The sequence below is a fragment of the Micromonospora sp. NPDC093243 genome, assembly GCF_044753725.1.
GTDB lineage: Bacteria > Actinomycetota > Actinomycetes > Mycobacteriales > Micromonosporaceae > Micromonospora.
The window spans coordinates 1-21,155 of sequence record NZ_JBIVNT010000004.1; the positions used below are offsets into that span (position 1 = coordinate 1).

The 21,155-nt window shown below is 71.5% G+C and carries 22 protein-coding genes and 2 tRNA genes; 7 read left to right on the top strand and 17 right to left on the bottom strand.

Features of this window, described 5'->3' with window-relative positions; genetic code table 11:
- Window positions 1–704 precede the first annotated feature (704 nt).
- On the top strand, window positions 705–932 hold the full coding sequence (locus ACIP9D_RS13735) for a hypothetical protein (RefSeq protein WP_350872108.1): 228 nt from the start codon (window positions 705–707) through the stop codon (window positions 930–932).
- Between the two features lie 132 nt (window positions 933–1,064).
- Here the strand turns inward: ACIP9D_RS13735 and ACIP9D_RS13740 are convergent, their stop codons facing one another.
- The 6 genes from ACIP9D_RS13740 to ACIP9D_RS13765 form a co-directional block, all read right to left on the bottom strand.
- The gene (locus ACIP9D_RS13740; RefSeq protein WP_350872106.1) at window positions 1,065–1,862 is read right to left on the bottom strand and encodes a carbon-nitrogen hydrolase family protein; all 798 of its coding nucleotides are present in this window, start codon (window positions 1,860–1,862) and stop codon (window positions 1,065–1,067) included.
- 124 nt (window positions 1,863–1,986) lie between these two features.
- Complete coding sequence (gene clpX / locus ACIP9D_RS13745) at window positions 1,987–3,282, bottom strand: ATP-dependent Clp protease ATP-binding subunit ClpX (RefSeq protein WP_350872104.1); 1,296 nt, start codon at window positions 3,280–3,282, stop codon at window positions 1,987–1,989.
- A gap of 209 nt (window positions 3,283–3,491) precedes the next feature.
- Complete coding sequence (locus tag ACIP9D_RS13750) at window positions 3,492–4,154, bottom strand: ATP-dependent Clp protease proteolytic subunit (protein ID WP_350872102.1); 663 nt, start codon at window positions 4,152–4,154, stop codon at window positions 3,492–3,494.
- A 10-nt stretch (window positions 4,155–4,164) separates the two neighbouring features.
- Window positions 4,165–4,806, bottom strand: coding sequence for an ATP-dependent Clp protease proteolytic subunit (locus ACIP9D_RS13755; RefSeq protein ID WP_350872100.1), 642 nt, complete (start codon window positions 4,804–4,806; stop codon window positions 4,165–4,167).
- 170 nt (window positions 4,807–4,976) lie between these two features.
- Window positions 4,977–6,323, bottom strand: coding sequence for a trigger factor (gene tig, locus ACIP9D_RS13760; RefSeq protein ID WP_350872098.1), 1,347 nt, complete (start codon window positions 6,321–6,323; stop codon window positions 4,977–4,979).
- A gap of 146 nt (window positions 6,324–6,469) precedes the next feature.
- A tRNA-Pro gene (locus ACIP9D_RS13765) sits at window positions 6,470–6,543 on the bottom strand.
- 280 nt (window positions 6,544–6,823) lie between these two features.
- Between ACIP9D_RS13765 and ACIP9D_RS13770 the strand changes: the two genes are divergently transcribed.
- Window positions 6,824–6,897: transfer RNA gene (locus ACIP9D_RS13770), tRNA-Gly, on the top strand.
- An 88-nt stretch (window positions 6,898–6,985) separates the two neighbouring features.
- On the opposite strand, the gene ACIP9D_RS13775 is transcribed toward ACIP9D_RS13770, so the two are convergent.
- The 3 genes from ACIP9D_RS13775 to ACIP9D_RS13785 are packed head-to-tail and all read right to left on the bottom strand — an operon-like array spanning window position 6,986 to window position 8,654.
- A complete protein-coding gene (locus tag ACIP9D_RS13775) occupies window positions 6,986–7,558 on the bottom strand; it encodes an N-acetyltransferase (RefSeq protein WP_350872096.1) in 573 nt (190 codons plus the stop codon).
- A 14-nt stretch (window positions 7,559–7,572) separates the two neighbouring features.
- Window positions 7,573–8,028: a hypothetical protein gene (locus tag ACIP9D_RS13780; RefSeq protein WP_350872094.1), complete on the bottom strand. Its 456-nt coding sequence runs from the start codon at window positions 8,026–8,028 to the stop codon at window positions 7,573–7,575.
- Window positions 8,029–8,051: 23 nt separating this feature from the next.
- On the bottom strand, window positions 8,052–8,654 hold the full coding sequence (locus tag ACIP9D_RS13785; RefSeq protein WP_350872093.1) for a hypothetical protein: 603 nt from the start codon (window positions 8,652–8,654) through the stop codon (window positions 8,052–8,054).
- Between the two features lie 118 nt (window positions 8,655–8,772).
- On the opposite strand from ACIP9D_RS13785, the gene ACIP9D_RS13790 reads away from it, so the two are divergent.
- Window positions 8,773–9,354 carry a GNAT family N-acetyltransferase gene (locus tag ACIP9D_RS13790; RefSeq protein ID WP_350872091.1) on the top strand — a complete coding sequence of 194 codons (582 nt, stop codon included), beginning with the start codon at window positions 8,773–8,775 and terminating at the stop codon, window positions 9,352–9,354.
- A gap of 50 nt (window positions 9,355–9,404) precedes the next feature.
- Here the strand turns inward: ACIP9D_RS13790 and ACIP9D_RS13795 are convergent, their stop codons facing one another.
- Window positions 9,405–10,445 (bottom strand): L-dopachrome tautomerase-related protein, encoded by a 1,041-nt coding sequence (locus tag ACIP9D_RS13795; protein ID WP_350872089.1) that lies wholly within the window; start codon window positions 10,443–10,445, stop codon window positions 9,405–9,407.
- Between the two features lie 156 nt (window positions 10,446–10,601).
- Between ACIP9D_RS13795 and ACIP9D_RS13800 the strand changes: the two genes are divergently transcribed.
- The gene (locus ACIP9D_RS13800; RefSeq protein WP_350872087.1) at window positions 10,602–12,749 is read left to right on the top strand and encodes a M14 family zinc carboxypeptidase; all 2,148 of its coding nucleotides are present in this window, start codon (window positions 10,602–10,604) and stop codon (window positions 12,747–12,749) included.
- A 128-nt stretch (window positions 12,750–12,877) separates the two neighbouring features.
- Window positions 12,878–13,144, top strand: a complete 267-nt coding sequence (locus tag ACIP9D_RS13805) for a hypothetical protein (RefSeq protein ID WP_350872086.1) — start codon at window positions 12,878–12,880, stop codon at window positions 13,142–13,144.
- Window positions 13,145–13,301: 157 nt separating this feature from the next.
- Here the strand turns inward: ACIP9D_RS13805 and ACIP9D_RS13810 are convergent, their stop codons facing one another.
- Window positions 13,302–13,847 carry a hypothetical protein gene (locus ACIP9D_RS13810; protein WP_350872084.1) on the bottom strand — a complete coding sequence of 182 codons (546 nt, stop codon included), beginning with the start codon at window positions 13,845–13,847 and terminating at the stop codon, window positions 13,302–13,304.
- A 142-nt stretch (window positions 13,848–13,989) separates the two neighbouring features.
- Between ACIP9D_RS13810 and ACIP9D_RS13815 the strand changes: the two genes are divergently transcribed.
- Complete coding sequence (locus ACIP9D_RS13815; protein WP_350872082.1) at window positions 13,990–14,328, top strand: hypothetical protein; 339 nt, start codon at window positions 13,990–13,992, stop codon at window positions 14,326–14,328.
- A gap of 49 nt (window positions 14,329–14,377) precedes the next feature.
- Here ACIP9D_RS13815 and ACIP9D_RS13820 read toward each other — a convergent pair whose 3' ends face one another.
- The 4 genes from ACIP9D_RS13820 to ACIP9D_RS13835 form a co-directional block, all read right to left on the bottom strand.
- Window positions 14,378–14,845: a ribose-5-phosphate isomerase gene (locus ACIP9D_RS13820; RefSeq protein WP_350872080.1), complete on the bottom strand. Its 468-nt coding sequence runs from the start codon at window positions 14,843–14,845 to the stop codon at window positions 14,378–14,380.
- Window positions 14,846–14,916: 71 nt separating this feature from the next.
- Window positions 14,917–16,116, bottom strand: a complete 1,200-nt coding sequence (locus tag ACIP9D_RS13825; protein ID WP_350872079.1) for a DUF1015 family protein — start codon at window positions 16,114–16,116, stop codon at window positions 14,917–14,919.
- Window positions 16,117–16,213: 97 nt separating this feature from the next.
- Window positions 16,214–16,657 carry a hypothetical protein gene (locus ACIP9D_RS13830; RefSeq protein WP_350872077.1) on the bottom strand — a complete coding sequence of 148 codons (444 nt, stop codon included), beginning with the start codon at window positions 16,655–16,657 and terminating at the stop codon, window positions 16,214–16,216.
- A 175-nt stretch (window positions 16,658–16,832) separates the two neighbouring features.
- Window positions 16,833–17,459: a disulfide bond formation protein DsbA gene (locus ACIP9D_RS13835; RefSeq protein ID WP_350872075.1), complete on the bottom strand. Its 627-nt coding sequence runs from the start codon at window positions 17,457–17,459 to the stop codon at window positions 16,833–16,835.
- Window positions 17,460–17,681: 222 nt separating this feature from the next.
- On the opposite strand from ACIP9D_RS13835, the gene pepN reads away from it, so the two are divergent.
- Window positions 17,682–20,234 (top strand): aminopeptidase N, encoded by a 2,553-nt coding sequence (gene pepN, locus ACIP9D_RS13840; protein WP_350872073.1) that lies wholly within the window; start codon window positions 17,682–17,684, stop codon window positions 20,232–20,234.
- 175 nt (window positions 20,235–20,409) lie between these two features.
- Here the strand turns inward: pepN and ACIP9D_RS13845 are convergent, their stop codons facing one another.
- Both ACIP9D_RS13845 and ACIP9D_RS13850 read right to left on the bottom strand, forming a co-directional pair.
- The gene (locus tag ACIP9D_RS13845) at window positions 20,410–20,817 is read right to left on the bottom strand and encodes a DUF5130 family protein (protein ID WP_350872071.1); all 408 of its coding nucleotides are present in this window, start codon (window positions 20,815–20,817) and stop codon (window positions 20,410–20,412) included.
- Window positions 20,804–21,094: a hypothetical protein gene (locus tag ACIP9D_RS13850; RefSeq protein WP_350872172.1), complete on the bottom strand. Its 291-nt coding sequence runs from the start codon at window positions 21,092–21,094 to the stop codon at window positions 20,804–20,806. The genes ACIP9D_RS13845 and ACIP9D_RS13850 overlap by 14 nt, the downstream gene beginning before the upstream one ends.
- Between the last annotated feature and the right edge of the window lie 61 nt (window positions 21,095–21,155).

The window sequence follows — 21,155 nt, forward strand, 5'->3', positions numbered from 1 at the left end:
TCGTCCTGAGCCAGGATCAAACTCTCCAACAAAAACTTGTCGAACAGCATCCTGACAACAAAAGTGTTGCCAAAGGAATCCCAACCAGCCAAACCCAAAGATTCGACCAGTCCGGGGTATAAATCATAATTGGCACTGGCTTATCAAGCACCCTGTTGAGTTCTCAAAGAACAACCACACACCGAACAGCAACCCCGCTTCACGGAGCGCCCCTCGGGGCAACCTCTCTAACCTACTCGGACCGACCCGCGTTGTCAATCTCGTTTCCGAGATGATCAACGAAGTGAGATCCGGACCCACGTCGACGCACGCCGAAGCTCGGCGGTCGTTGCTGTCGTGGGAAGCCGCAGACCGGCCGATCGCCGCTTCGCGGCTATCCGCCCGGCTCCTGCCGGCCTCAGAACTCTACCCGGTCGGTTTCGCGTTCGCAACCCCGTGTTTCCCGGAGTGTTCCGCACCGCCCGGTCTCAGCCTCGCTGGCGTTTCCGCCGCGAGCCTGGCGCCCGTTCTCGGCCGGTTTGTCCGGCCTCCCCCGTGCAGAGAGAAAGTTACGCGGACGGCCCGGAGAAGGCAAATCAACGGCGGTCACTGTGGCCCCTCCGCCGGTCCTGGCACCCCCACGACCGGCCCGACCCGATCGCCCGATGTGGATAGGGCGGCCGACAGCGCCGCGCGGATCGCCCGGGCGTGCCAGAGTGTCTGGCATGGATGACGTATCCCGGCCGCCGGCGATCCTCCTCGCCGAGGAAGCGCTGCTCGGGCTCCTCCTGCCGTTCTGGCAGCTGGTCATCGGCGCCTTCGTGCTCGTCGTCCTCGTCCTGTCGGTGGGCCGGTTGGCCCGACGCGGCCGGTCCCGGATGACCACCGCGCTGCTGGTCACCGCCGCGGCGATCGCCGGCTTCGCCCTGGTGGGCGTCCTGCTGCAGGGCTGACCCGGTGCCCGCTCGGCGCTGACGCCACCCGCCGATCACCCCGGAGCCGGCCCGGGCTCACCCGGTCCCGGCTCAGTGCTGACGCGACGGCCAGCTCGGCGCTGATCCGGCCGGTGCCGACCGACGGACGAATCAGAACCGCCGGTTGGCCAGGCTGGGCAGCTCGGCGCGGATGGTGGCGAGCCGGTCGAGATCCAGATCCGCGAAGGCGACACCGGGCTCGTCGGGCATCTGAGTGAGCACCGTCCCCCAGGGGTCGACCACCATGCTGCGACCGAAGCAGGTTCGCCCCGGGTCGTGGTCGCCGATCTGGCCGGCCGCCAGTACGTAGCACTGGTTCTCGATCGCCCGGGCGCGTAGCAGCACCTCCCAGTGGTCCCGGCCGGTATGCAGCATGAAGGCGGCCGGCACCACCAGCACGTGGGCTCCGCCTTCGGTGGCGAGCCGGCGGTAGAGCTCGGGAAAGCGCAGGTCGTAGCAGATCGACAGGCCGACCCGGACGCCCTCCACGGTGATCGTCACCGGCTGGTCCCCCGGGGCCACCGTCGCCGACTCCCGATAGGACACCCGACCGGGGATCTCCACGTCGTACAGGTGGATCTTGCGATAGCTCGCGGCCAGCGCGCCGGCGCGGTCGAAGACCAGCGAGGTGTTCCAGGTGTGCTCCGGATCCGGCCCGGCCTCGTGGAACGACCCGGCGACCACCCAGATCCCCAGTCGGCGGGCCACGGCCGCGAAGAACTGGCCCACCTCACCGTCGACCGGCTCCGGCGCGGGCGACCCCGCCGCGGGGCCCAGGTAGTCGACGTACTCGGGCAGGATCGCGAGGTCTGCGCCGCCGTCGGCGGCGCGCTCCAGCAACGACTCCGCGGCGGCGAGGTTCGCCTTGCGGTCGTCCCGGGCGTTGAGCTGACAGACGGCGACGCGCATGGAAATCAGCGTACGGGGGCGCGCGGCGCCCGGACAGCGTTGGCCATGGACCGCCGGCGTGTGGTCGGGTGGACGCCGCCAGCAGCCGGCCGCGGCCGGGACGGCCGGGCCCGCTGCACGGCGGTCAGGCCGACTTCTCCTCGCGGTCGCGGCGGGCACGCCGGCCGGTGAACTCGCGGGGCACGATCGTCGGGTTGACGTTCTCGAGGACCACCTCACGGGTGATCAGCACCCGGGCGGCGTCGGGGTTGCTCGGCACCTCGTACATCACGGAGAGCAGCACTTCCTCCATGATCGCGCGGAGCCCGCGGGCACCGGTGCCGCGCAGCATCGCCTGGTCGGCGATCGCCTCCAGCGCCGGCTCTTCGAACTCCAGCTCGACGCCGTCCAGCTCGAAGAGGCGCTGGTATTGCCGGACCAGCGCGTTGCGCGGCTCGGTGAGGATCCGCACCAGCGCCTCGCGGTCCAGGCTGCGCACGTTCGTGATCACCGGAAGCCGGCCGATGAATTCGGGGATCAGCCCGAACTTGAGCATGTCCTCCGGCATCACCTGGCTGAAGATGTCGTCGGTCGAGCGCTCGGAGACCGCCCGGAGCCGGGCGCCGAAGCCGGTGCCGCCGTGGCCCGTACGCGCCTCGATGATCTGGTCCAGGCCGGCGAAGGCGCCACCGCAGATGAACAGCACGTTGGTGGTGTCGATCTGGATGAACTCCTGGTGCGGGTGTTTCCGGCCGCCCTGCGGCGGCACGTTCGCCACGGTGCCTTCCAGCATCTTGAGCAGCGCCTGCTGCACACCCTCGCCGGAGACGTCCCGGGTGATCGACGGGTTCTCCGACTTGCGGGCGATCTTGTCGACCTCGTCGATGTAGATGATGCCGGTCTCGGCGCGCTTGATGTCGTAGTCGGCGGCCTGGATCAGCTTGAGGAGGATGTTCTCGACGTCCTCACCGACGTAGCCGGCCTCGGTGAGCGCGGTGGCGTCGGCGATCGCGAACGGGACGTTGAGCATCCGGGCCAGGGTCTGCGCCAGGTGGGTCTTGCCGCACCCGGTGGGGCCGAGCAAAAGGATGTTGGACTTGGCCAGCTCGACGGCGTCGCCGCCGGTGCCCGGCCCGCCGGCCGACTCGGCCTGGATCCGCTTGTAGTGGTTGTAGACCGCGACGGCGAGCGCCTTCTTGGCCTGGTCCTGCCCGACGACGTAGTTGTCGAGGAACTGGCAGATCTCCATCGGCTTGGGAAGCTCTTCCCACTTCACCTCGCCGGACTCGGCCAGCTCTTCTTCGATGATCTCGTTGCAGAGATCGATGCACTCGTCGCAGATGTAGACCCCGGGGCCTGCGATGAGCTTCTTGACCTGCTTCTGCGACTTGCCGCAGAACGAGCACTTGAGTAGGTCGCCGCCGTCACCGATCCGTGCCACCTACGTTCTCCCTGCACTCACCGGCCGGGGACCCGGCCATGACCTGCGGCGGCTGCGCCCCGCCCGTCTCGTTCACCCCGCCGGGCCGTCCCAGCGAAGCGGTACAGACCCGACGTTACCCGCTGGCGGAGGTTTCTCCGACCCCCAAAACGGGTGTGTCAGAGGTCGGCCGGGATCAACGCCCCGGCCGACCTCCGACCCGGTACCGGTCAGCTGGCCGCGTTGGCGGCCAGCAGGCCCTTCTTGCGGCTGGTCAGGATCGTGTCGACCAGCCCGTACTCGCGGGACTCCTCGGCCGTCATGATCTTGTCGCGGTCGATGTCCTTGCGAACCTTGTCGACCGGCTGGTTGCAGTGCCGGGAGAGCATCTCCTCCAGCTGGGTCCGCATCCGCAGGATCTCCCGGGCCTGGATCTCGATGTCCGAGCCCTGCCCGTAGCCGCCCTCGGTGGCCGGCTGGTGGATGATGATCCGCGAGTTCGGCAGCGCCATCCGCTTACCCGCCGTGCCGGCCGCGAGCAGCACCGCCGCGGCGCTGGCGGCCTGGCCGAGGCAGACGGTCTGGATGTCCGGCCGGACGTACTGCATGGTGTCGTAGATCGCCGTCATGGCGGTGAACGAACCACCCGGCGAGTTGATGTACATGATGATGTCGCGGTCCGGGTCGGTGCCCTCGAGCGTCAGCAGCTGGGCCATCACGTCGTTGGCCGACGCGTCGTCCACCTGGACGCCGAGGAAGATGATCCGGTCCTCGAAGAGCTTGTTGTACGGGTTGGACTCCTTGACCCCGTACGACGTGCGCTCGACGAACGACGGCAGCACGTAGCGGTTGTGCACGGCCGCGAACTGGGGCGGCAAACTCAGGTCGGTCATCGTCAGCTCCTCAGCTCAGGGTCCCGGCACCTTCCGGAACCTGGGTGGCTCCGGTGATGACCTTGTCGATGAAGCCGTAGTCCACGGCCTCCTGGGCGGTGAACCAACGGTCGCGGTCCGAGTCGGCCTCGATCTGCTCGGGAGCCTGACCGGTGTGGTGCGCGACCCGCTCCTGGAACATCCGCTTGGTGTAGAGCATCTGCTCCGCCTGGATCGCGATGTCGGCGGCGGTGCCGCCCACGCCGCCCGACGGCTGGTGCATCATGATCCGCGCGTGCGGCAGGGCGTAGCGCTTGCCCTTGGTGCCCGCGCAGAGCAGCAGCTGGCCCATCGAGGCGGCCATGCCCATCGCCACCGTCGAGACGTCGTTGTCGATGAACTGCATGGTGTCGTAGATCGCCATGCCGGAGTAGACCGAGCCACCCGGCGAGTTGATCCAGAGGTTGATGTCGCGGTCCGGGTCCTCCGCGGCGAGCAGCAGCAGCTGCGCGCAGATGCGGTTGGCGACCTGGTCGGTCACCTCGCTGCCCAGGAAGATGATCCGCTCCTTGAGCAACCGGTTGTAGACCGAGTCGTCGAGGTTGCCAATGTTGTCGCCACCTCGGGCATCGATCGCCCGGAGCGGCTTCGCTGGGATGTGCATGTCGGTCATGGCAGCCCTTCGCTCTCCGTACCGTCCTACCCGACCCTAACCGCTGGGCCGGGCAGCAGAGTCCCGGTCGTGGCACTGTTCGCTCTCAGCGCAGCCACCCTCGGGCCGTACCGAAAAAGGGTTGTGGCCGCCGCCCGCCGGAAGCGGCGGACGACGGCCTCACCCGACGATCAGTGCTCGTGGTTGTGCTCGGCCTCGTTGGCCGCGCGCAGCGCCTCGAGGGTGACCTCGTTGCCGGCGCTGTCCTTGATCGTGATCCGCTCCATCACCGAAGCGAGCGCCTTGCCGCGCCGGACGTCGCCGAAGACCGCGGCCGCCGCGCCCGAGCGCACCAGCTGGTCGTAGTACTGCTGCGGGGCCATCCCGGCGCGCTGGGCCCGGTGCACGATCTCGTGACCGAACTCGTCGTCGGAGACCTGGACGTCCTCGGCGTCGGCCAGGGTGTCCAGCAGCAGCTGGACCTTGACCCCCTCGGTCGCCGCCTCGGTCAGCTCGGCGTCGATCTGCTCCTCGGTCTTCTCCTCCGAGGCGAGGTAGTCCTCCAGGGTGGCGCCGATCCGCTCCAGCTGGTCGATCATGGCCTGCTTGCGGCTGTCGACCTCCTCGCGGACGACCCCCTCCGGCGCCGGCACCTCGGCGGCGGCGACCAGCTGCTCCAGGGCCTTGTCCCGGGCGGCGTAGATCTGCTCGACCTGCTTGCCCCGGCTGACCCGCTCGCGCAGGTCGTTGCGGAGCTCCTCGATCGTGTCGAACTCGCTCGCCATCTGGGCGAAGTCGTCGTCCAGCTCCGGCAGCTCCTTCTCCTTGACCGTGCGCACGGTCACCGCCACCTCGGCGTCCCGGCCGGCGAAGTCGCCGCCCACGAGCTGGGTGGTGAAGGTGGTGGTGTCGCCGGCCGCGAGGCCCACCACGGCCTCGTCCAGGCCCGGCAGGAGCTGCTTGCTGCCGACCTCGTGCGAGATGTTGCTCGCCGAGCCGCCCGGCACGTCCTCGCCGTCGACCGTGGCGTTCAGGTCGATCTGGACGTAGTCGCCCTCCTGGGCGGCGCGCTCGACGGTCTTCAGGGTGGCGAACCGCTCGCGCAGGTTCTTCACCTGCTCGTCGATCTCGCTCTCGTCGATCTGCAGCTCGTCCACGGTCACCTCGACGGTGGCCAGGTCGGGAAGGGTGATCTCCGGGCGGACGTCGACCTCGGCGGTGAAGTTGAGGGAGTCACCGTCGTTGAACTCGGTGATCTCGACCTCGGGGCGGCCGAGCGTCTTCAGGTCGTGCTCGCGGACGGCGGCCAGGATGTTCTCCGGGATGGCGTCCTGCACGGCCTCGTTGAGCACGGTGCCCCGGCCCACCCGCTGGTCGATGACGGCGGTCGGCACCTTGCCCCGACGGAAGCCGGGCACCTGGACCTGCGAACCGATCTCCCGGTACGCCTTCTTGAGGCTCGGCTCGAGCTCGACGAACGGCACCTCGATGGCGAGCCGAACGCGCGTCGGGCTCAGAGTCTCGACGGTGCTCTTCACAGGCGTACTCCTTGACGGATCTCAGTTGAGTCTGGGCGTGATTCAGCCCATCGAGTGTAGGCGAGCCGGTCGGGCGCTCCGGCAGCGCCCGGGGACCGCACGGGAAAAATCGGCGGCGCCCCGGACGACCCGGCTGCGGACGACAGTCGGGGTGGCGGGATTTGAACCCACGGCCCCTCGCTCCCAAAGCGAGTGCGCTACCAAGCTGCGCCACACCCCGTGGCGACGAGAAGTGTATGCCGTCGCACCCCGGCCCGGGCCCCGGGGCACCACCAACCCGACACATCGCCCGCTTTCCCCCGCCGCTCGCGGCCCCCGCGCGCCTGGGCGGTTGGAGGCCGCAACTTCCGGGATGTTGTGGCCTCCCCCGCCTCTCCAGGCGACAACATCCCGGAAGCTGTGTAGATCTTGGCGGGCGGCGCGGCGCGCGGGGGACACGACTGCGTGCGGAGCGAGGGCATTGGGTACGCTGTCCGCGTCCCGGGTGTGTCGGGGCGTACGCGGGCGTAGCTCAATGGCAGAGCTTCAGTCTTCCAAACTGACGGTGCGGGTTCGATTCCCGTCGCCCGCTCCACCGAAGAAGGCCCAGGTAGACCGCGACACCTGGGCCGTTCCGTTCCGCCGGGTCTGAATCTTGACTTGCGTTCAGCGGTACGCCGAAATCAGCGAGTCGACTGCCGCATGATCCAGGTGGGCAGGGGCTCCGTGAAGGCGTGCACCACCTCCCAGCCGGCGCGGCGGTACACCTCGACGTTGTCGGGGTTGCTGGTCTCCAGGATCGCCGGCAGGCCGTCCGCGGCGGCACGGTCCAGTCCCATCTTCATGACGGCGTGGCCCCACCGGCGACCGGCGTTGTCCGGGTGCGTACCCAACACACCGAGGTACCAGAACGGCCCGGCCGGCAGTGCGGAGTGCACCGCCTCGTCGTAGCCGCGGACGCGGGCCAACACGTCGGCGGGAAGGTGGGCGGCGAGATCGTCGTTCGGCCACTCGTTCTCGGCGGCGGGGGGTTCCCAGATCGCGACCGACGCGCCGTGCTCGATCGTCCAGATCGTTCCCTTGTGCACCCGCTTGTCGAAGAGGTGCCCGAAGAAGGCGGCGGCGTAGAGCGGATAGGTCGCCTCGTCGGGGAAGAGGTAGCGCAGGACGGCATCCTTGGTGAAGGCGGCGACCAGCGAGGTGATGACCTGTGCACGGTCTTCCGGGGTGGCGACGGTGATCTCGGGCGCTGTCACAGCGGGAACCTATCTCAGGCCGTCGCACCGCCAGGAGCACCCGGCGAGCCGGGGTCAGCCCCATCGCCTTCATAGTGGCCCAGGTCGCGGGCAAGTTCGCCGACCAGCGCCGTGGGCCGGCGCCGTAGCCACCACCGGTCGGTCACGCCGAACGGCCAGAAGGCCGCACCGTCGTCGACGGTCACCTCGCGAAACTTCTCGTCCAGCTCATCCACGATGCCTTGCCAGTTCGCCCGCACGGGCTCGGTGAGCAACGGCAGCGCCTGTTCGATCCATTCGCGGCAGGACAGGTCGTTGCGGTACTCGTCCACACCCCAGTCATAGCCGGCACGGATCTCCTCGATCAGTCCCGACCACCCGTCCACCGCCTGCGGAAGGCTGCGGACCGTTCGCCAGCCCCTTTCGCGCAGCGCTTCCCCCACGCGTAAGGCGGATTGGTAGTCCTCGCGGCTGAGGTTCTGACTCTCCACCTGCCCCATCATGCCTCCGCCGGTCACGGGTCCAGCTTGGTCTCCCTCAGCCAGCTCAGGAACGCCCCCATTCGCTCGTCGCTCCATCGTTGGCGTCCCGAGGGCCAGCCGTACCACCGGCCTTCGGCAATTTCGAAGCGCCACCGCATCAGCAGTCCCGGGCGGTAGGGAGTCAGCTTGTAGCCCCACTGCGTCGCGCGCGATTCAGCTTCGCTGACCAGTTCGTCGAACTCGTTCGGGGTCAGACCGAGTTCTCGGACGGTGGTGGTGAGGATCGCCGTCTGGGCCAGCACCCGGTGGGCAGGGGCAATGTCGTTGTCCGTCCCCCCGGCGTCCAGCTCGCTGAAGATCACACGCGACACCTCGTCGGCCGTGAGGCCGGCGGTACCCCTTGGCCGGCTTCGCGCCGCAAGCTCAGCGAACTGGCGAATCTCGGCCGGGCCGCAACAGTACTGGCCCAGCCGGGAGATCACGCCGCGGCACACGGCCTCGAACGTCGCCGCCAAGGCGGTCTTGTCCCGCGTCCTGGATCCCAAGCGGCGCAACACGGAGCGAGCGCCGAGCAGGTACGCGTGCCAGACATGACCCTCCAGCGTCGTCAAGCCGCTGGCCCTCTTCGTCGGCACGCCCGCACCGTACAAGTCAGGCGCCACAGCCGAGCCGACAACGCGAGGCCCTCAGCGGACGCGCCGGCCGGCGAATAATCGGCTGCTCCGCCCCGTCGGCGCGGGCGAGAATCCGCGCATGTCCCAGGCCACGCTGCGAACCAGCCGGATCCACCTCGTCCCGCTCTCCGACGAGCACCTAGACGACGAGGTCGAGCTCGACGCCGACCCTGAGGTGATGCGCTACCTCGGCCCGGCGCGTACCCGTGCGGAGGTGCAGGCCCTGCACCGGCGGCGGCTCGCGGCCGCGCAGCAGGTGCCCGGTCTGGGTTTCTGGGCCGGTCTCGTCGACGGGGCGTTCGTCGGTTGGTGGATCCTCGAACCGCCGGAGCGCGCCGACCAGGGCCCGATCGAGGGGCAGGCCGAACTCGGCTACCGGCTGCTGCGCCGGTACTGGCGCCGGGGCCTGGCCAGCGAGGGGGCCCGCGAGTTGGTCCGGCACGGCTTCGAGGATCTCGGCCTGACCCGGATCTTCGCCGAGACCATGACGGTCAACACCCCGTCGCGAGCCACCATGGCCTCGGTCGGGCTGCGGTACGTCCGCACGTTCCACCTCGACTTCGACGACCCGCTGCCGGGCACCGAACTCGGCGAGGTCGAGTACGCGCTGACCCGGCAGGAGTGGCTCGCCCACCGGGCGGAGGCCGTCGACCGCCCCTGACGCCGATGGCCGCCGACGACCGCGGCCGCGGTCGTCGGCCGCAACGTCGATCAGGCGTGGTCGTTGGGGGCCGGACCGGTGCCGATGCTCAGCCGGTAGATCCAGGCCGGGTACCGCACCCGCTGAGCACCGCCGGCCAGGCCCGGCGTCCGGTGCAGCTGCGCGGCGGGCAGCCAGAGATCGCCCCCGGCGTCGACCCACATGGCATCCACCCAGACCAGCCGGGGATCGGCGATCAGCGTCGTCACCGCGCGTTCCGGCGAGATGGCGAGGATCCGCCGCCGTTCGACGTCACTCAGGTAGATCGTGCCGGCCGCGTCGATCGCGGTGCCGCCGGTCGTCGGGGTGTCCAGCCAGGGCTCGACCTGCGCGGCCACCGTCTCGGGGGCGATCGTCGGGTCGTCCAGCCAGCGGGTCTCGATCCGGGACAGGCCGCCGGAGGCCGGCTGGTAGTAGAGGTACCGCCCGTCCGGCGACACCTCCAGTTGATCGGCGTGCAGGACGACCTCGGCGCCGTCCGGGCCGTGCAGCACCTCGCCGTCGGCGATCAACCGTCGGCCCACCGTGCTCGGGTGTCCGTCGAGCACCCGGCGGGCCGCGCCGGTCGCCAGGTCGAGCACGATCAGCCCCGGCGCCCCGGCGTCGGTCAGGTAGCCGGTGCCGCCGTTGAAACGGACGTCGTCGACGTAGCTGCTCTCGACGACCGCGGCGGTGAGTTCGTAGATCCGCGTCACCTGCCCGGTTGCCGGGTCCGCGACGATCAGCCGGGCACCGCCGGGCACCTGCGGCTGACCGGGCCCCGGCGCGCCCGAGTCGATGATCCACAGGCGCGCGTCCGGCCCGGCCCGCAGGCCGTTGACGTTGACGTACGCCCCGTCGCCGTGGGCCGCGTTCCAGGACGCGTCCGGCCAGGGCTCCCGCCGGCCGTCCGGGAGCGCCTCGGCGACCTTCACTCCCGGCTCATCAGCGCCGGGGAAGCTCAGGAAGACCCGTCCGCCGACGGTGGTGACGCCGGTGCAGACCCGGTCGTTGGCGAGCACCGGCGTCAGGCGCGGGTCTTCCCGGGTGGGCAGGGCGGACATGGCGGACATGGCGCTCCTTCGCGACTACCGGGTCGGTGACGGCAGCGCGCGTTCCCCGGCCCCACCCTTCGAAACGCCGCCACCGGAAGCCAACTGCTTGACAGTTGTCGATCTGTGCACTGGTGTGGGTAGCACCCGTGACATCGATGTCCGTCAGGAGGGCACATGATCGTCCGACGACGGTGGACGGCTGCCGCCACCACAGCGATCCTGCTCAGCGCGGTGCTGTCCCATCCCGGCTCCGGCGCGGCCGCGCCAGCCGCACCACCACCCACGGTCACCCTGGCCAGCGGCGAGACCGCGGTGATCCGGGTCCAGCTGCGCGACCAGGCGCAGCTCGACCAGCTCGTCGCCCGCGGCGCCGACCTCGCCAACCGGCCCCGCTCCGCGGACGGGCGGATCCTCGCCGACCTGGTGCTGAGCGGCGCACAGCTCGCCGAGCTGACCGCGCAGGGCGCCACCGCACTGCGGGTGGTGCAGCGCGAGGGCGACGGCGCCCGACACCTGGCGGAGAGCGTCCGCGCCGCGCAGCAGCGCACCGCCGCCGGCCTGCGGGCTCCGACCGCCGGGCAGCGTACGGCCGGCGCCGCGGCGGCCGTGGACACCCTGCACTTCCTTCAGGCGTATTGGTGGAGCACCGGGGGCCAGACCTTCGTGCAGACCCAGGTGGCGACGACCGCCACCGACGACCCGGACGTGGAGATCACGGTCAACTGGCGTACCGCCGACGGGGCGACGGGGTCCTTCCCGCTGTTCCGGTTCGAGGACTCCGGCGAGTACCAGTACCACTACGCGCTCCCCCAGCCGGTGCCGAACCGGCCGGTGCAGGTGACCGCGACGTCCAGCCTCGGCGGGGTCAGCCGGGTCGTCACCCCGGCGCCCTGGCCGAGCGCCACCCCGCCGCCGCTTCCCGCCGGCTACCAGAAGGACTTCATCGACGCCTACCTCACCCCGGTCGACATCCAGGCCCGGATCAAGCGGCTCGCCCGCCAGTACCCGGGGCTGGTCGACGTGATCGACCTTCCGCACCGCACTCAGGGCTACCGGCGGACCGCGGTGGCGTACCTCGGCGACCCGGCCGCCGCGGCCGTCGTGGTCGAGTCGGTGCGCTTCGGCGACCAGGGCATGAACGGCGTCCAGGTGCGTACCGTCGACCCGGGTCGACCGGGTCGCGCCCTGACGGTCGGTTACCGGGACCGGGTCCTGACCGTCTCGCTGGCCACCGACGGAGCCGGCAAGATCACCAGCAGCACCGACGACGTCGCCGCCGCGATCAGCAGCCGGTTCCCGAACCGGTTCCGGGCCTTCGTCGAGGAGGGCTCGGCCGGCCTGCCGATGCCGGTCGTCAGCCCGGTCCGGCTGGACGACGGGCTACAGGGCGCGGAGGTGCCGACCCGGGCGTGGACCGTGCAGGCGCTGCGCATCGGCGTGCACCGGGACGGTTCCCGGGTCGGCGTGCTGGCGTACTCCCAGGAGCACGCGCGGGAGTGGGCGACGCCGCTGGTCACGCTGGAGTTCGCGGAGCGGATGCTGGCCAACGCCCACACCGATCCGGCCACCCGGGAGCTGCTGGAGCAGGTGGACATCTTCGTCATCCCGACGGTGAACCCGGACGGCGCGAACTACTCCTTCCACGACTACAACTTCCAGCGCAAGAACCTGGTCAACCACTGCGCGGGCGCCAACCGTGACCCGCGCTACCGCGACTCGTGGGGCGTGGACCTGAACCGCAACTACACCGTCGGCTCGCACTTCGACGGGTACGTGGGCGCGAGCAGCAACTGCCTCTCCGGCACCTACGCCGGGACCAGTGAGCTCTCCGAGGCGGAGAGCCGCAACGTGATCGCGCTCGCCCAGGCGCACTCGAACATCCGGTTCGCGATGAACGTGCACTCCTACGGCGGGTACTTCATGTGGCCGCCGGGGGCGTACCGGGCCGACGGGCGGGTCACGCTGCCCCGGCCGTCGATCGACGAGTCGACGCTCTTCCTGAACAGCGCCCGGCGGATCGTCGGCGCCATCGCCCAGGAGCGCGGCACGGTCACCTGGCCGTCGCAGACCGGACCGGTCGCGGACGTGCTCTACTCGGCCGCCGGCAACTCGGCGGACCAGCTCTACTACGAGCTCGGCATCTTCGCCTGGGACTTCGAGGTGGGCAACGACCGCTGGAACCCGGTCACCGCCGAGTGGGAGGGCGTCGGCTTCCAGCCGCCGTTCGAGGAGGCGCACGGCGAATCCCAGGAGTACGCCGGCGGTCTGGTGGAGATGGTCCGGGTCGCCCGCGACTGGGCCGCCGCGCAGGCCGCCGGCTGACCGCCCGTGACCCGGCCGCCCGATCGGCGGCCGGGTCACCGCCACCGGTCACCCGCCGGCCGTTCCGGCGGGTGACCGGTCCGGGGACGTCCGTTTTGCGCCGAGGCGACCCGGGTACGGGCATCGGCATGGACACGAACAGCACAGCGCACCTGGTCGGCGGGCCTCGGGACGGCAGCACCCACGACGCGGGCGGTGCCGCCCTCGTGGAGCTGGAGATCGACGGCTTGTTCCATCGCTACATCCGGACCACGAAGCAGCACGGCGAGGGCGGGACGATCTACAACTACGACGGCGTGGTCGCGCCGGACGGCGGCGAGCCGGGCGTGGAGGACCCGGCCGCCCGGGTCGCCTCGCCGCGGGCCGACGCCGAGGGGCACGGCGGCACGCACTGACCGCCGGAGGGTCGCAACCGGACCGGCCGGCCGCGGATGAACCGCGGCCGGCCGGGTAAGCAGCCCGGCCTGGTGGAGAACGACCGGCGTCGCGGCCGTACCCGCGACCGGGCGCGCGGGCGGGCGGCGGTGGCCGGCCCGCCCGGGCGTACCGCCGTCAGCGGCCGGTGATCCAGTTCCAGGCCGACATGACCCACTCGGTCTGCTGGAGCCAGGCGACCCCCAGGCCGGCCAGGAAGACCGCGGTGACCAGGTGCGCGCCCCGGGCGCTGCGCCGGACCCGACCCAGCTGCCGCTCGAGGACCACCCGCCCGATCAGCCGGGAGAGCGCGAAGAGCCCGACCGCGACCAGCAGGCTCAACACGAGGATCAGCAGCGGCGCGGTCAGGTCGCCCTGCCCGGAGATCGCCCAGATCCCCCAGCAGACGAAGGCGAAGAGCCCGCCCGCGGCGCTCCACTCGCCGCCGCGGCGCAGCTGGGCCAGGTGCCAGCTCATCGGCCGGCGCGGTGTCGGCCCCTCCGGCCAGCCGGTCCCGGTGGGCTCCTGCCCGACCACGGGGAAGGGCTCGGTACGCGGCGTCCGCGGCTGCCCGACCGGGGCGACGCCCCGGCGGAACCCGTCCCGCTGCGGTGGCACCCCGACACCGGGCTGCGGCGGCACCTCGACGGTCCGCTCCGCCCAGGGCTGTGTCTGGTCCGCCATCTCTCGTTCCTCCCCCTGACCGACGGCACCACCGTCCGCCGTCTGTTTCCGAGGGTAGCCACCCGGCAAATCGGTCGCCGAGTCCGGCACCGGCCCGAGCGGTGCCGCCGACGCGCGGCGGCGACGGGGGTACGGTCGGCTGATGGGTGATGCGGAGCGACGGCGACGGCGGCTGCGGCACCACGCCGAGGGCGATCCGGCGGCCCGGGGCACCGACGGGCACTCGGTCAGCACGGCCGGGGTGCACGACGGGGCCGAGCCGCCCCGACGCCGCGGGCCGGTCGGCGACGACCGGGACGGCGAACGCGGGCTGCGTGGCCTGGTCGGCTCGGGGTCGTCGCAGGTGGGGCTGAGCGCCGCCCTGCGCGCCCGGGACGCCGCCCGGCCCGACGAGGAGGACCTCGCCGCGGCCGAGGCCCGGGTGGTGGTGGTCCGGCGCAACTGGGTGCCCCGCGAGGACCTGCCCCGCTCGCCGCGCTGACCCCCGCCCGGCACTCCCGAGGCGGGTGGCGGGGGTCAGCCGGCGGCCGTCACGGCAGCGGCGGAAGCTCCCGGGACTGCTCGTACGCGGCGACCTGGGCGATCCGCCGCGCGTGCCGCTCGTTGCCGGAGAACGGCGTGTCGAGGAACGCCTCGACGATGCCGGTCGCCTCGTCCAGGGTGTGCTGGCGGGCGCCGACGGCGACGACGTTGGCGTCGTTGTGCTGACGGGAGAGCTGGGCGGTCTCGATGTTCCAGGCCAGCGCCGCCCGCACGCCCTCGATCTTGTTGGCGGCAATCTGCTCCCCGTTGCCGGAGCCGCCGATGACCACACCGAGGCTGCCCGCATCGGCCACCACCCGGTCGCCGGTGTGCAGGCAGAAGGTCGGGTAGTCGTCGTCGGGGTCGAACCCGTGCGGCCCGACGTCCACCACCTCGTACCCCTGCTTGGCCAGGTAGTTGGCCAGGTGCACCTTCAGCTCGTAACCGGCGTGGTCGGATCCCAGGTAGACGCGCATACCGCGCAGTCTTTCAGGCCGCCGACGGCGGCGCCGCGCGGGCGGCGCCACCGAGGCGGATTGGTCACAGCTCAGCGGGCGAGCTCGGCCACCACCAGGCCGCCGCGCGCCTTCGGGGTGAACCAGGTGCTCTTGCGCGGCATCTTCTCCCGGGCCAGGTTCACCGCGACGAAGTCGTCCACGGTCACCGGGGCGATCAGGATGGCCAGCTCGGCCCGGCCGGCGTCGACCTCACCGGTCAGCCAGCTCGCCGGGTAGTCGCCGCCGACGTAGGTGATCCGCTTGTCGCCCGGGTCGAGACCGAGGGCGTCGCGCAGCAGCAGCCGCTCGACCAGGGCGTGGTCGAGGTTCTCCAGCCGGTCGCCGTCGACGTTCGGCAGCGTCACCGCGTACCCCTGGCCCGCCAGGCGGAGGTGGACGGTGCCGCCGGCCGCCGGGACCTCGACCGGGCCGTCGATCCCGGTGATCGCCGCGCCCGCCGCGCGGAGCCGGTCGAGCAGCTCCGGCCCGGTGGTGGTCAACTCGCTGACCAGCCGGTTGTACGGCTGGATCGCCACCGACCGGGGCGTGGTGACCACTGCCAGGAAGCGCGGCAGCCCACCGGTCTGCGCGGCGAGGCTGCGGTGGTTGCCGTCGGCGACCACCAGCTCACCGCCGCCGGCCAACGCGGTCAGTTCGTCCTGTCGCGGGCCGGGGCCGAGCAACCAGATCGCGTGGGTCCGACCGGCCTGGTCGGTGTCGGTGGCGGCGGGCACGCCGGCCGACTCGGCGGCCGCGGCGAGAGCCTCGTGCAGCTCCTCGCCGCGCCCGGTCTGCAGCAGCAGCACCGGCGAGAGCAGGTGCCCGAGCGACTCGGCGAGGGCGACCCGCTCGCGCACCTTGGCGATGAAGACGTCCTCGTTGCGGATCACCAGGCCGGGCTCGTCGGCCCGGGTGGAGATCTGGTCGGTGTCCACCATCGCGAAGAGTCCGTAGGCCGGCTCCTCACCCGGGGCGCTGATCCGGTAGAGCACCACCACCTGCTCGGCGGGGGTGTAGCTGCCGTCGGCCTTCGCCTCGGCGAGCCGGGCGACCGCGTCGGGCAGCGCGTCGAGGAAGGACTTGCCGACGCTCTCCGGCGCCCGGTGCGGCATCTCGATGCCGAGGGCGCTGTGCGGGTTCCCCTCGATGATCGCGGTGATCTCCGCGTCGTCGGCGAACTCGTCGTAGTTCTGCGCGCCGGTGCCGCCAGTGGTGATCCAGGCCCGGTTGATCGGGTGCACGACCGTCATGACCGCTGACGCTACCGTCGCCCGCGCCGACCCGGACGCGGACCCGGGGCGGCGTCCACCAGATGAAAGGGGCGGGCCGGCCGGAGGTCCGGCACGGTCAGCCGGCGTGCTCGGCCGAGCGGCGGTGCCGGCCGGTGTTCACCGGACCACCGGCCGGGCCACGACCGGCCGGGGTGGGCAGCGTCCGCCGGGCCGGGTTGCCGGCGCCGGGCGGGGCCGAGCGGGCCGGGCCGGGCGCGGGCTGGGCCGACCGGGCCGCGTTGGCGACGCCGGGCGGGGCCGGCCGGGCCGGCTCGGTGGCGGTGGACGGGGGCAGCCGGAAGGTCGGATCGGCGGTTCCGGGCGGGGTCAGCCGGGACGTCGGCGCCACCCGGGCCACGCCCACCACGATCGGCGGGGCGAGCAGGTCGGCCACGTCCGCGGGCAGGTCGGGTCGGAGCGCGGGCCAACGGGAGTCGTCGACCGACCAGTACGCCGGGGTGTCGGCCGCCTCCTCCCGGTTGAGCAGATCTTCACCGGGGGTGCGGCGGTGCTTCGCCATCGGGATGCCTCCACGAGCTGCAGGTTGCGGGTTGCGAATCGCTGCGGCGGACATCGGGCCAAACGAGGTCGAAGCGGAGCGGTGACGGGGGTTAATCACGCCGTCACGGGTGTTGACCGGCCCCGACGCTGGGTCGGGGCCGGTCAGTGGGTCTGTCGATCGGTGGGCCGGTGGGTCAGTCGAAGATCGGTCCGAGCTCACGGCTGCGCTTGAGCTCGAAGAAGCCGGGCGTGCCGGCGACCAGCAGCACGCCGTCCCAGAGCCGACCGGCGGCCTCACCCTTCGGAGCGGGGGTGATCACCGGACCGAAGAACGCGACCGGGCTGCCGTCCGGGCCGGGTGCGTGGATGACCGGGGTGCCGACGTCCTGGCCGACCGGGCGCATGCCGGCCTCGTGGCTGGCCCGCAGCGCCTCGTCGTAGTCGGTGCTGTCGGCGGCCGCGGCCAGCGCCGGGTCCAGGCCGGCGTCGGTCAGCGCGGCGGCGTAGAGCTCCGGCCCCCGTTCCTCCTTGCCGAGGTGGATCCGGGTGCCGAACGCGGTGTAGAGCTTGCGGAGCACGTCGGCGCCGTACCGCTGCTCGGCGGCGATGCAGACGCGCACCGGGCCCCAGGCGGTGCTGAGGAAGGTCTTGTAGTCCTCGGGCAGCTCGTCGCGGCCCTCGTTGAGCACGGACAGGCTCATCACGTGGAAGCGGATGTCCACGTCACGGACCTGCTCGACCTCGAGCAGCCAGCGGGACGTGATCCACGCCCAGGGGCAGGCCGGGTCGAACCACATGTCGGCGGTGACACGATCGGTCACGGTGAGGTTCCCTTCGCGACGGGTGACGCCACGCCTGCGGCGTCCAACCCCGATCTTCACCCCGGAAACCGTCGATCGACAGCGGAATGAGAGCGTGACCTCGGCCACCGCGGGGTGCCGGTGCATGGAAGACTCGGTTCCGGGCCGACCGCCACGAGCGGCCGGCGGACGACGCCGCCGCGGCGTACGGCGAGAGTGGGATGGAGACGAACAGTGCCGGGAGTGCGCAACCTGACGCAGGTCGAGGCGACCGAGCGGGCCCGTCTGCTCGAGGTGACCGGGTACGAGATCAGTCTGGACCTGTCGACCGCGGTGCAGGCGGCCGACGGCCGCACGTTCCGCTCCACCACCGAGGTGCGGTTCCGCTGTGCCGAGCCGGGCGCGAGCACCTTCATCGAGGTGGCCGCCGAGTCGGTGCGCTCGGCGACGCTGAACGGCTCGCCGGTGGACCTCGCCGACTGGTCGGCCGAGAAGGGGCTCGTGCTCTCCGGGCTGGACAGTGAGAACACGCTGGTGGTCGACGCCGACTTCGGCTACTCGAACAGCGGCCAGGGCCTGCACCGCACGGTCGACCCGGTCGACGGCGAGACCTACCTCTACAGCCAGTTCGAGACGGCCGACGCGCAGCGGGTGTTCGCCTGCTTCGACCAGCCCGACCTGAAGAGCGTCTACACCTGGCGGGCCACCGTGCCGGAGCACTGGCGCGTGGTGTCCAACATGCCGGTGGAGCGCGAGGAGCCCGCCGGCGAGGGTCTGAAGCTCGTCCACTTCGTCGAGTCGGCCCGGATGAGCACCTACATCACCGCGCTGTGCGCGGGGCCCTACCACGAGGTGCGCGACAGCCACGACGGCATCGACCTGGGCGTCTTCTGCCGGGCCTCGATGGCCCAGTACCTGGACGCGGACGACCTCTTCCTCATCACCAAGCAGGGCTTCGACTTCTTCCACGAGAAGTTCGGGGTGCGCTACCCGCTGCCGAAGTACGACCAGCTCTGGGTGCCCGACTTCAACGCCGGCGCGATGGAGAACTTCGGCTGCGTGACGCACGCCGAGTCGCACTACATCTTCCGCTCGCAGGTCACTGACTTCGAGTACGAGCAGCGGGCCAACACGATCCTGCACGAGCTGGCCCACATGTGGTTCGGTGACCTGGTCACCATGCGCTGGTGGAACGACCTGTGGCTGAACGAGTCGTTCGCCGAGTGGGCCAGCCACTGGTGCAACACCCACGCGACCCGGTTCGGCGACGCGTGGACGACCTTCCTGTCGATCCGCAAGAACTGGGGCTACCGCCAGGACCAGCTCTCCTCCACCCACCCGGTCTACTGCGAGATGCCGGACCTGGAGGCCGTCGAGGTCAACTTCGACGGCATCACGTACGCCAAGGGCGCGAGCGTGCTCAAGCAGCTGGTCGCGTACGTCGGCGAGGAGCCGTTCGTGGCCGGCCTGCGGGCCTACTTCGGCAAGCACGCGTGGGGCAACGCCACCTTCGACGACCTGCTCTCCGAGTTGGAGGCGGCCTCCGGACGGGAGCTGCGCAAGTTCGCCGCCCAGTGGCTGGAGACCGCGCAGGTCAACACGCTGCGTCCGGAGGTGACGATCGGCCCGGACGGCAACTACCAGCAGGTGGTGGTCCGGCAGGAGGCGCCGGGCGGCTACCCGACGCTGCGCACCCACCGGATCGGCGTCGGCCTCTACGACCTGACCGACGGGCGGCTGGTCCGCCGGGAGCGCTACGAGGTGGACGTCGCCGGAGAGCGCACCGAGGTGACCGACCTGTCCGGCGTTCCCGCGGCCGACGTGCTGCTGCTCAACGACGACGACCTCACCTACGCCAAGCTGCGGCTGGACGAGCGGTCGATGTCCACGGTGGTGCAGCACATCGGCGGCTTCGAGTCGTCGCTGGCCCGGGCGCTCTGCTGGACCGCGGCGTGGGACATGATCCGCGACGCCGAGCTCTCCGCCCGGGACTACGTGGCGCTGGTGCTGGCCGGGCTGCCCGCGGAGTCCGACATCAACCTGGTCACCGCCACGCTGCGGCAGGCCACCACGACGCTCACCCTCTACGCCGACCCGGCCTGGGCGCCGATCGGCTGGGCCGATCTGGCCCGCACCGCGAAGACCGCGCTCGCCGCCGCCGAGCCGGGCAGCGGTTTCCAGCTCGCCTGGGCTCGGGCGTACGCCTCGGCGGCCCGCTCCAGCGAGGATCTGTCCACGCTGCGTGGCTGGCTCGACGGCAACCAGGTGCCGGCCGGGCTGACCATCGACACCGAGCTGCGCTGGGGGGTGCTCGGCGCGCTGGTGGCAAACGGGGCGGCCGGGCCGGCCGACGTGGAGGCCGAGCTGGCCAACGACCGGACGGCGAGCGGCGAGCGGGAGGCCGCGTACGTGCACGCGCTGGCGCCGACCGCGGAGAACAAGGCCGCCGTCTGGGCCCAGCTGACCGGCCCGGAGGCGTTGCCGAACTGGCGGCACCGGGCGCTGTTGCAGGGCTTCGTGCATCCCACCCAGGTCGAGCTGGTCACGCCCTACCGGGAGAAGTACTTCGCCGCGGTCGCCCAGGTGTGGGCCAGCCGGGACAGCGAGCCGGCGCAGGAGTTCGCCCAGCTCGCCTACCCCGCCTACCAGGTGGACGACGACACGGTGGCGGCCACGGACGCCTGGCTGGCCGAGGAGGGGCACCCGGCCCCGCTGCGGCGGCTGGTGGCGGAGGGGCGCGACGGCGTCGTCCGCGCCCTGCGTGCCCGGGCGAAGGACGCCGCGCAGAACGCCTGATCGGCAGTGACCGGCCCGGGGCCGGCGAGGGTGCGAGCCCTCGCCGGCCCCGGGCCGTTGTCGGCGCCACTCTGCCTGCCGCGAGCGCCCCTCATCCAATTCGTGCGCACCAGCACCGGGCACGAAAAAGCCCGGCCCGCGAGTGCGCGGGCCGGGCTTCGTCGTAGGGAGTGGGTCAGCCCTTGCCGGCGTGGCTGGCCAACTGGTCGAGGCCGTTGATGATGCCGCCGGCCAGGTCGCCCCCGCTGAACGCGCCGACCATGGAGAGCGCGGCGAGCTTGGCGTACGTGTCGGGGATGCGCTTGCGCGCGTGCCGGCCGGTGACGATCTCCAGCTGCCGCTGGTTGGGCGACACCGCGATCAGCACCGACTTGTCCGGGTCGGCGAGCTGGCGGTGCAGCCGCTCGGCGTGCTCCCGGATCGGCTCGTCGAGACCGCCGACGAAGATCGAGAAGACCAGGCCGGTGCCGTGGTCGGCCAGGCGGAGCGCCTCGTCGATGCGCAGCAGCTGCCGGGTCGAGAAGGGGCCGTCCGACATCTCCGGCGGGTTGCCGGTAGCGGCCTGCGTCTCACCAACGGTCACTTGCGCCTCCGGTTCCACTGGCCGGGGCCTCCCGGTCAGCCTGTTCCTGCTTGCGACTGGACAGCGCGGGCGCCTGCGCGCCCGCTGCCAGGGCGGTGCCGGCCGAGTCGGCCAGCTGCTCCGGACGGGCCAGGAACCAGACCGGAGTGAAGTCGAAGGGTCGGCCCGGCCGGTAGCGCTTCGCGCTGCCGCCCCCACCGCGGCCGCGGCTACTGGCGTACGCCAGGCCGCCGATCACCAGTACGGCGGCCGCCGGGATGCCGACGAAGACCAGCAACGTGTCGGTAACAGACAATCCCAACGCCCCCAGGCGGAAGAAGAGACCTTAAGCATCCAGG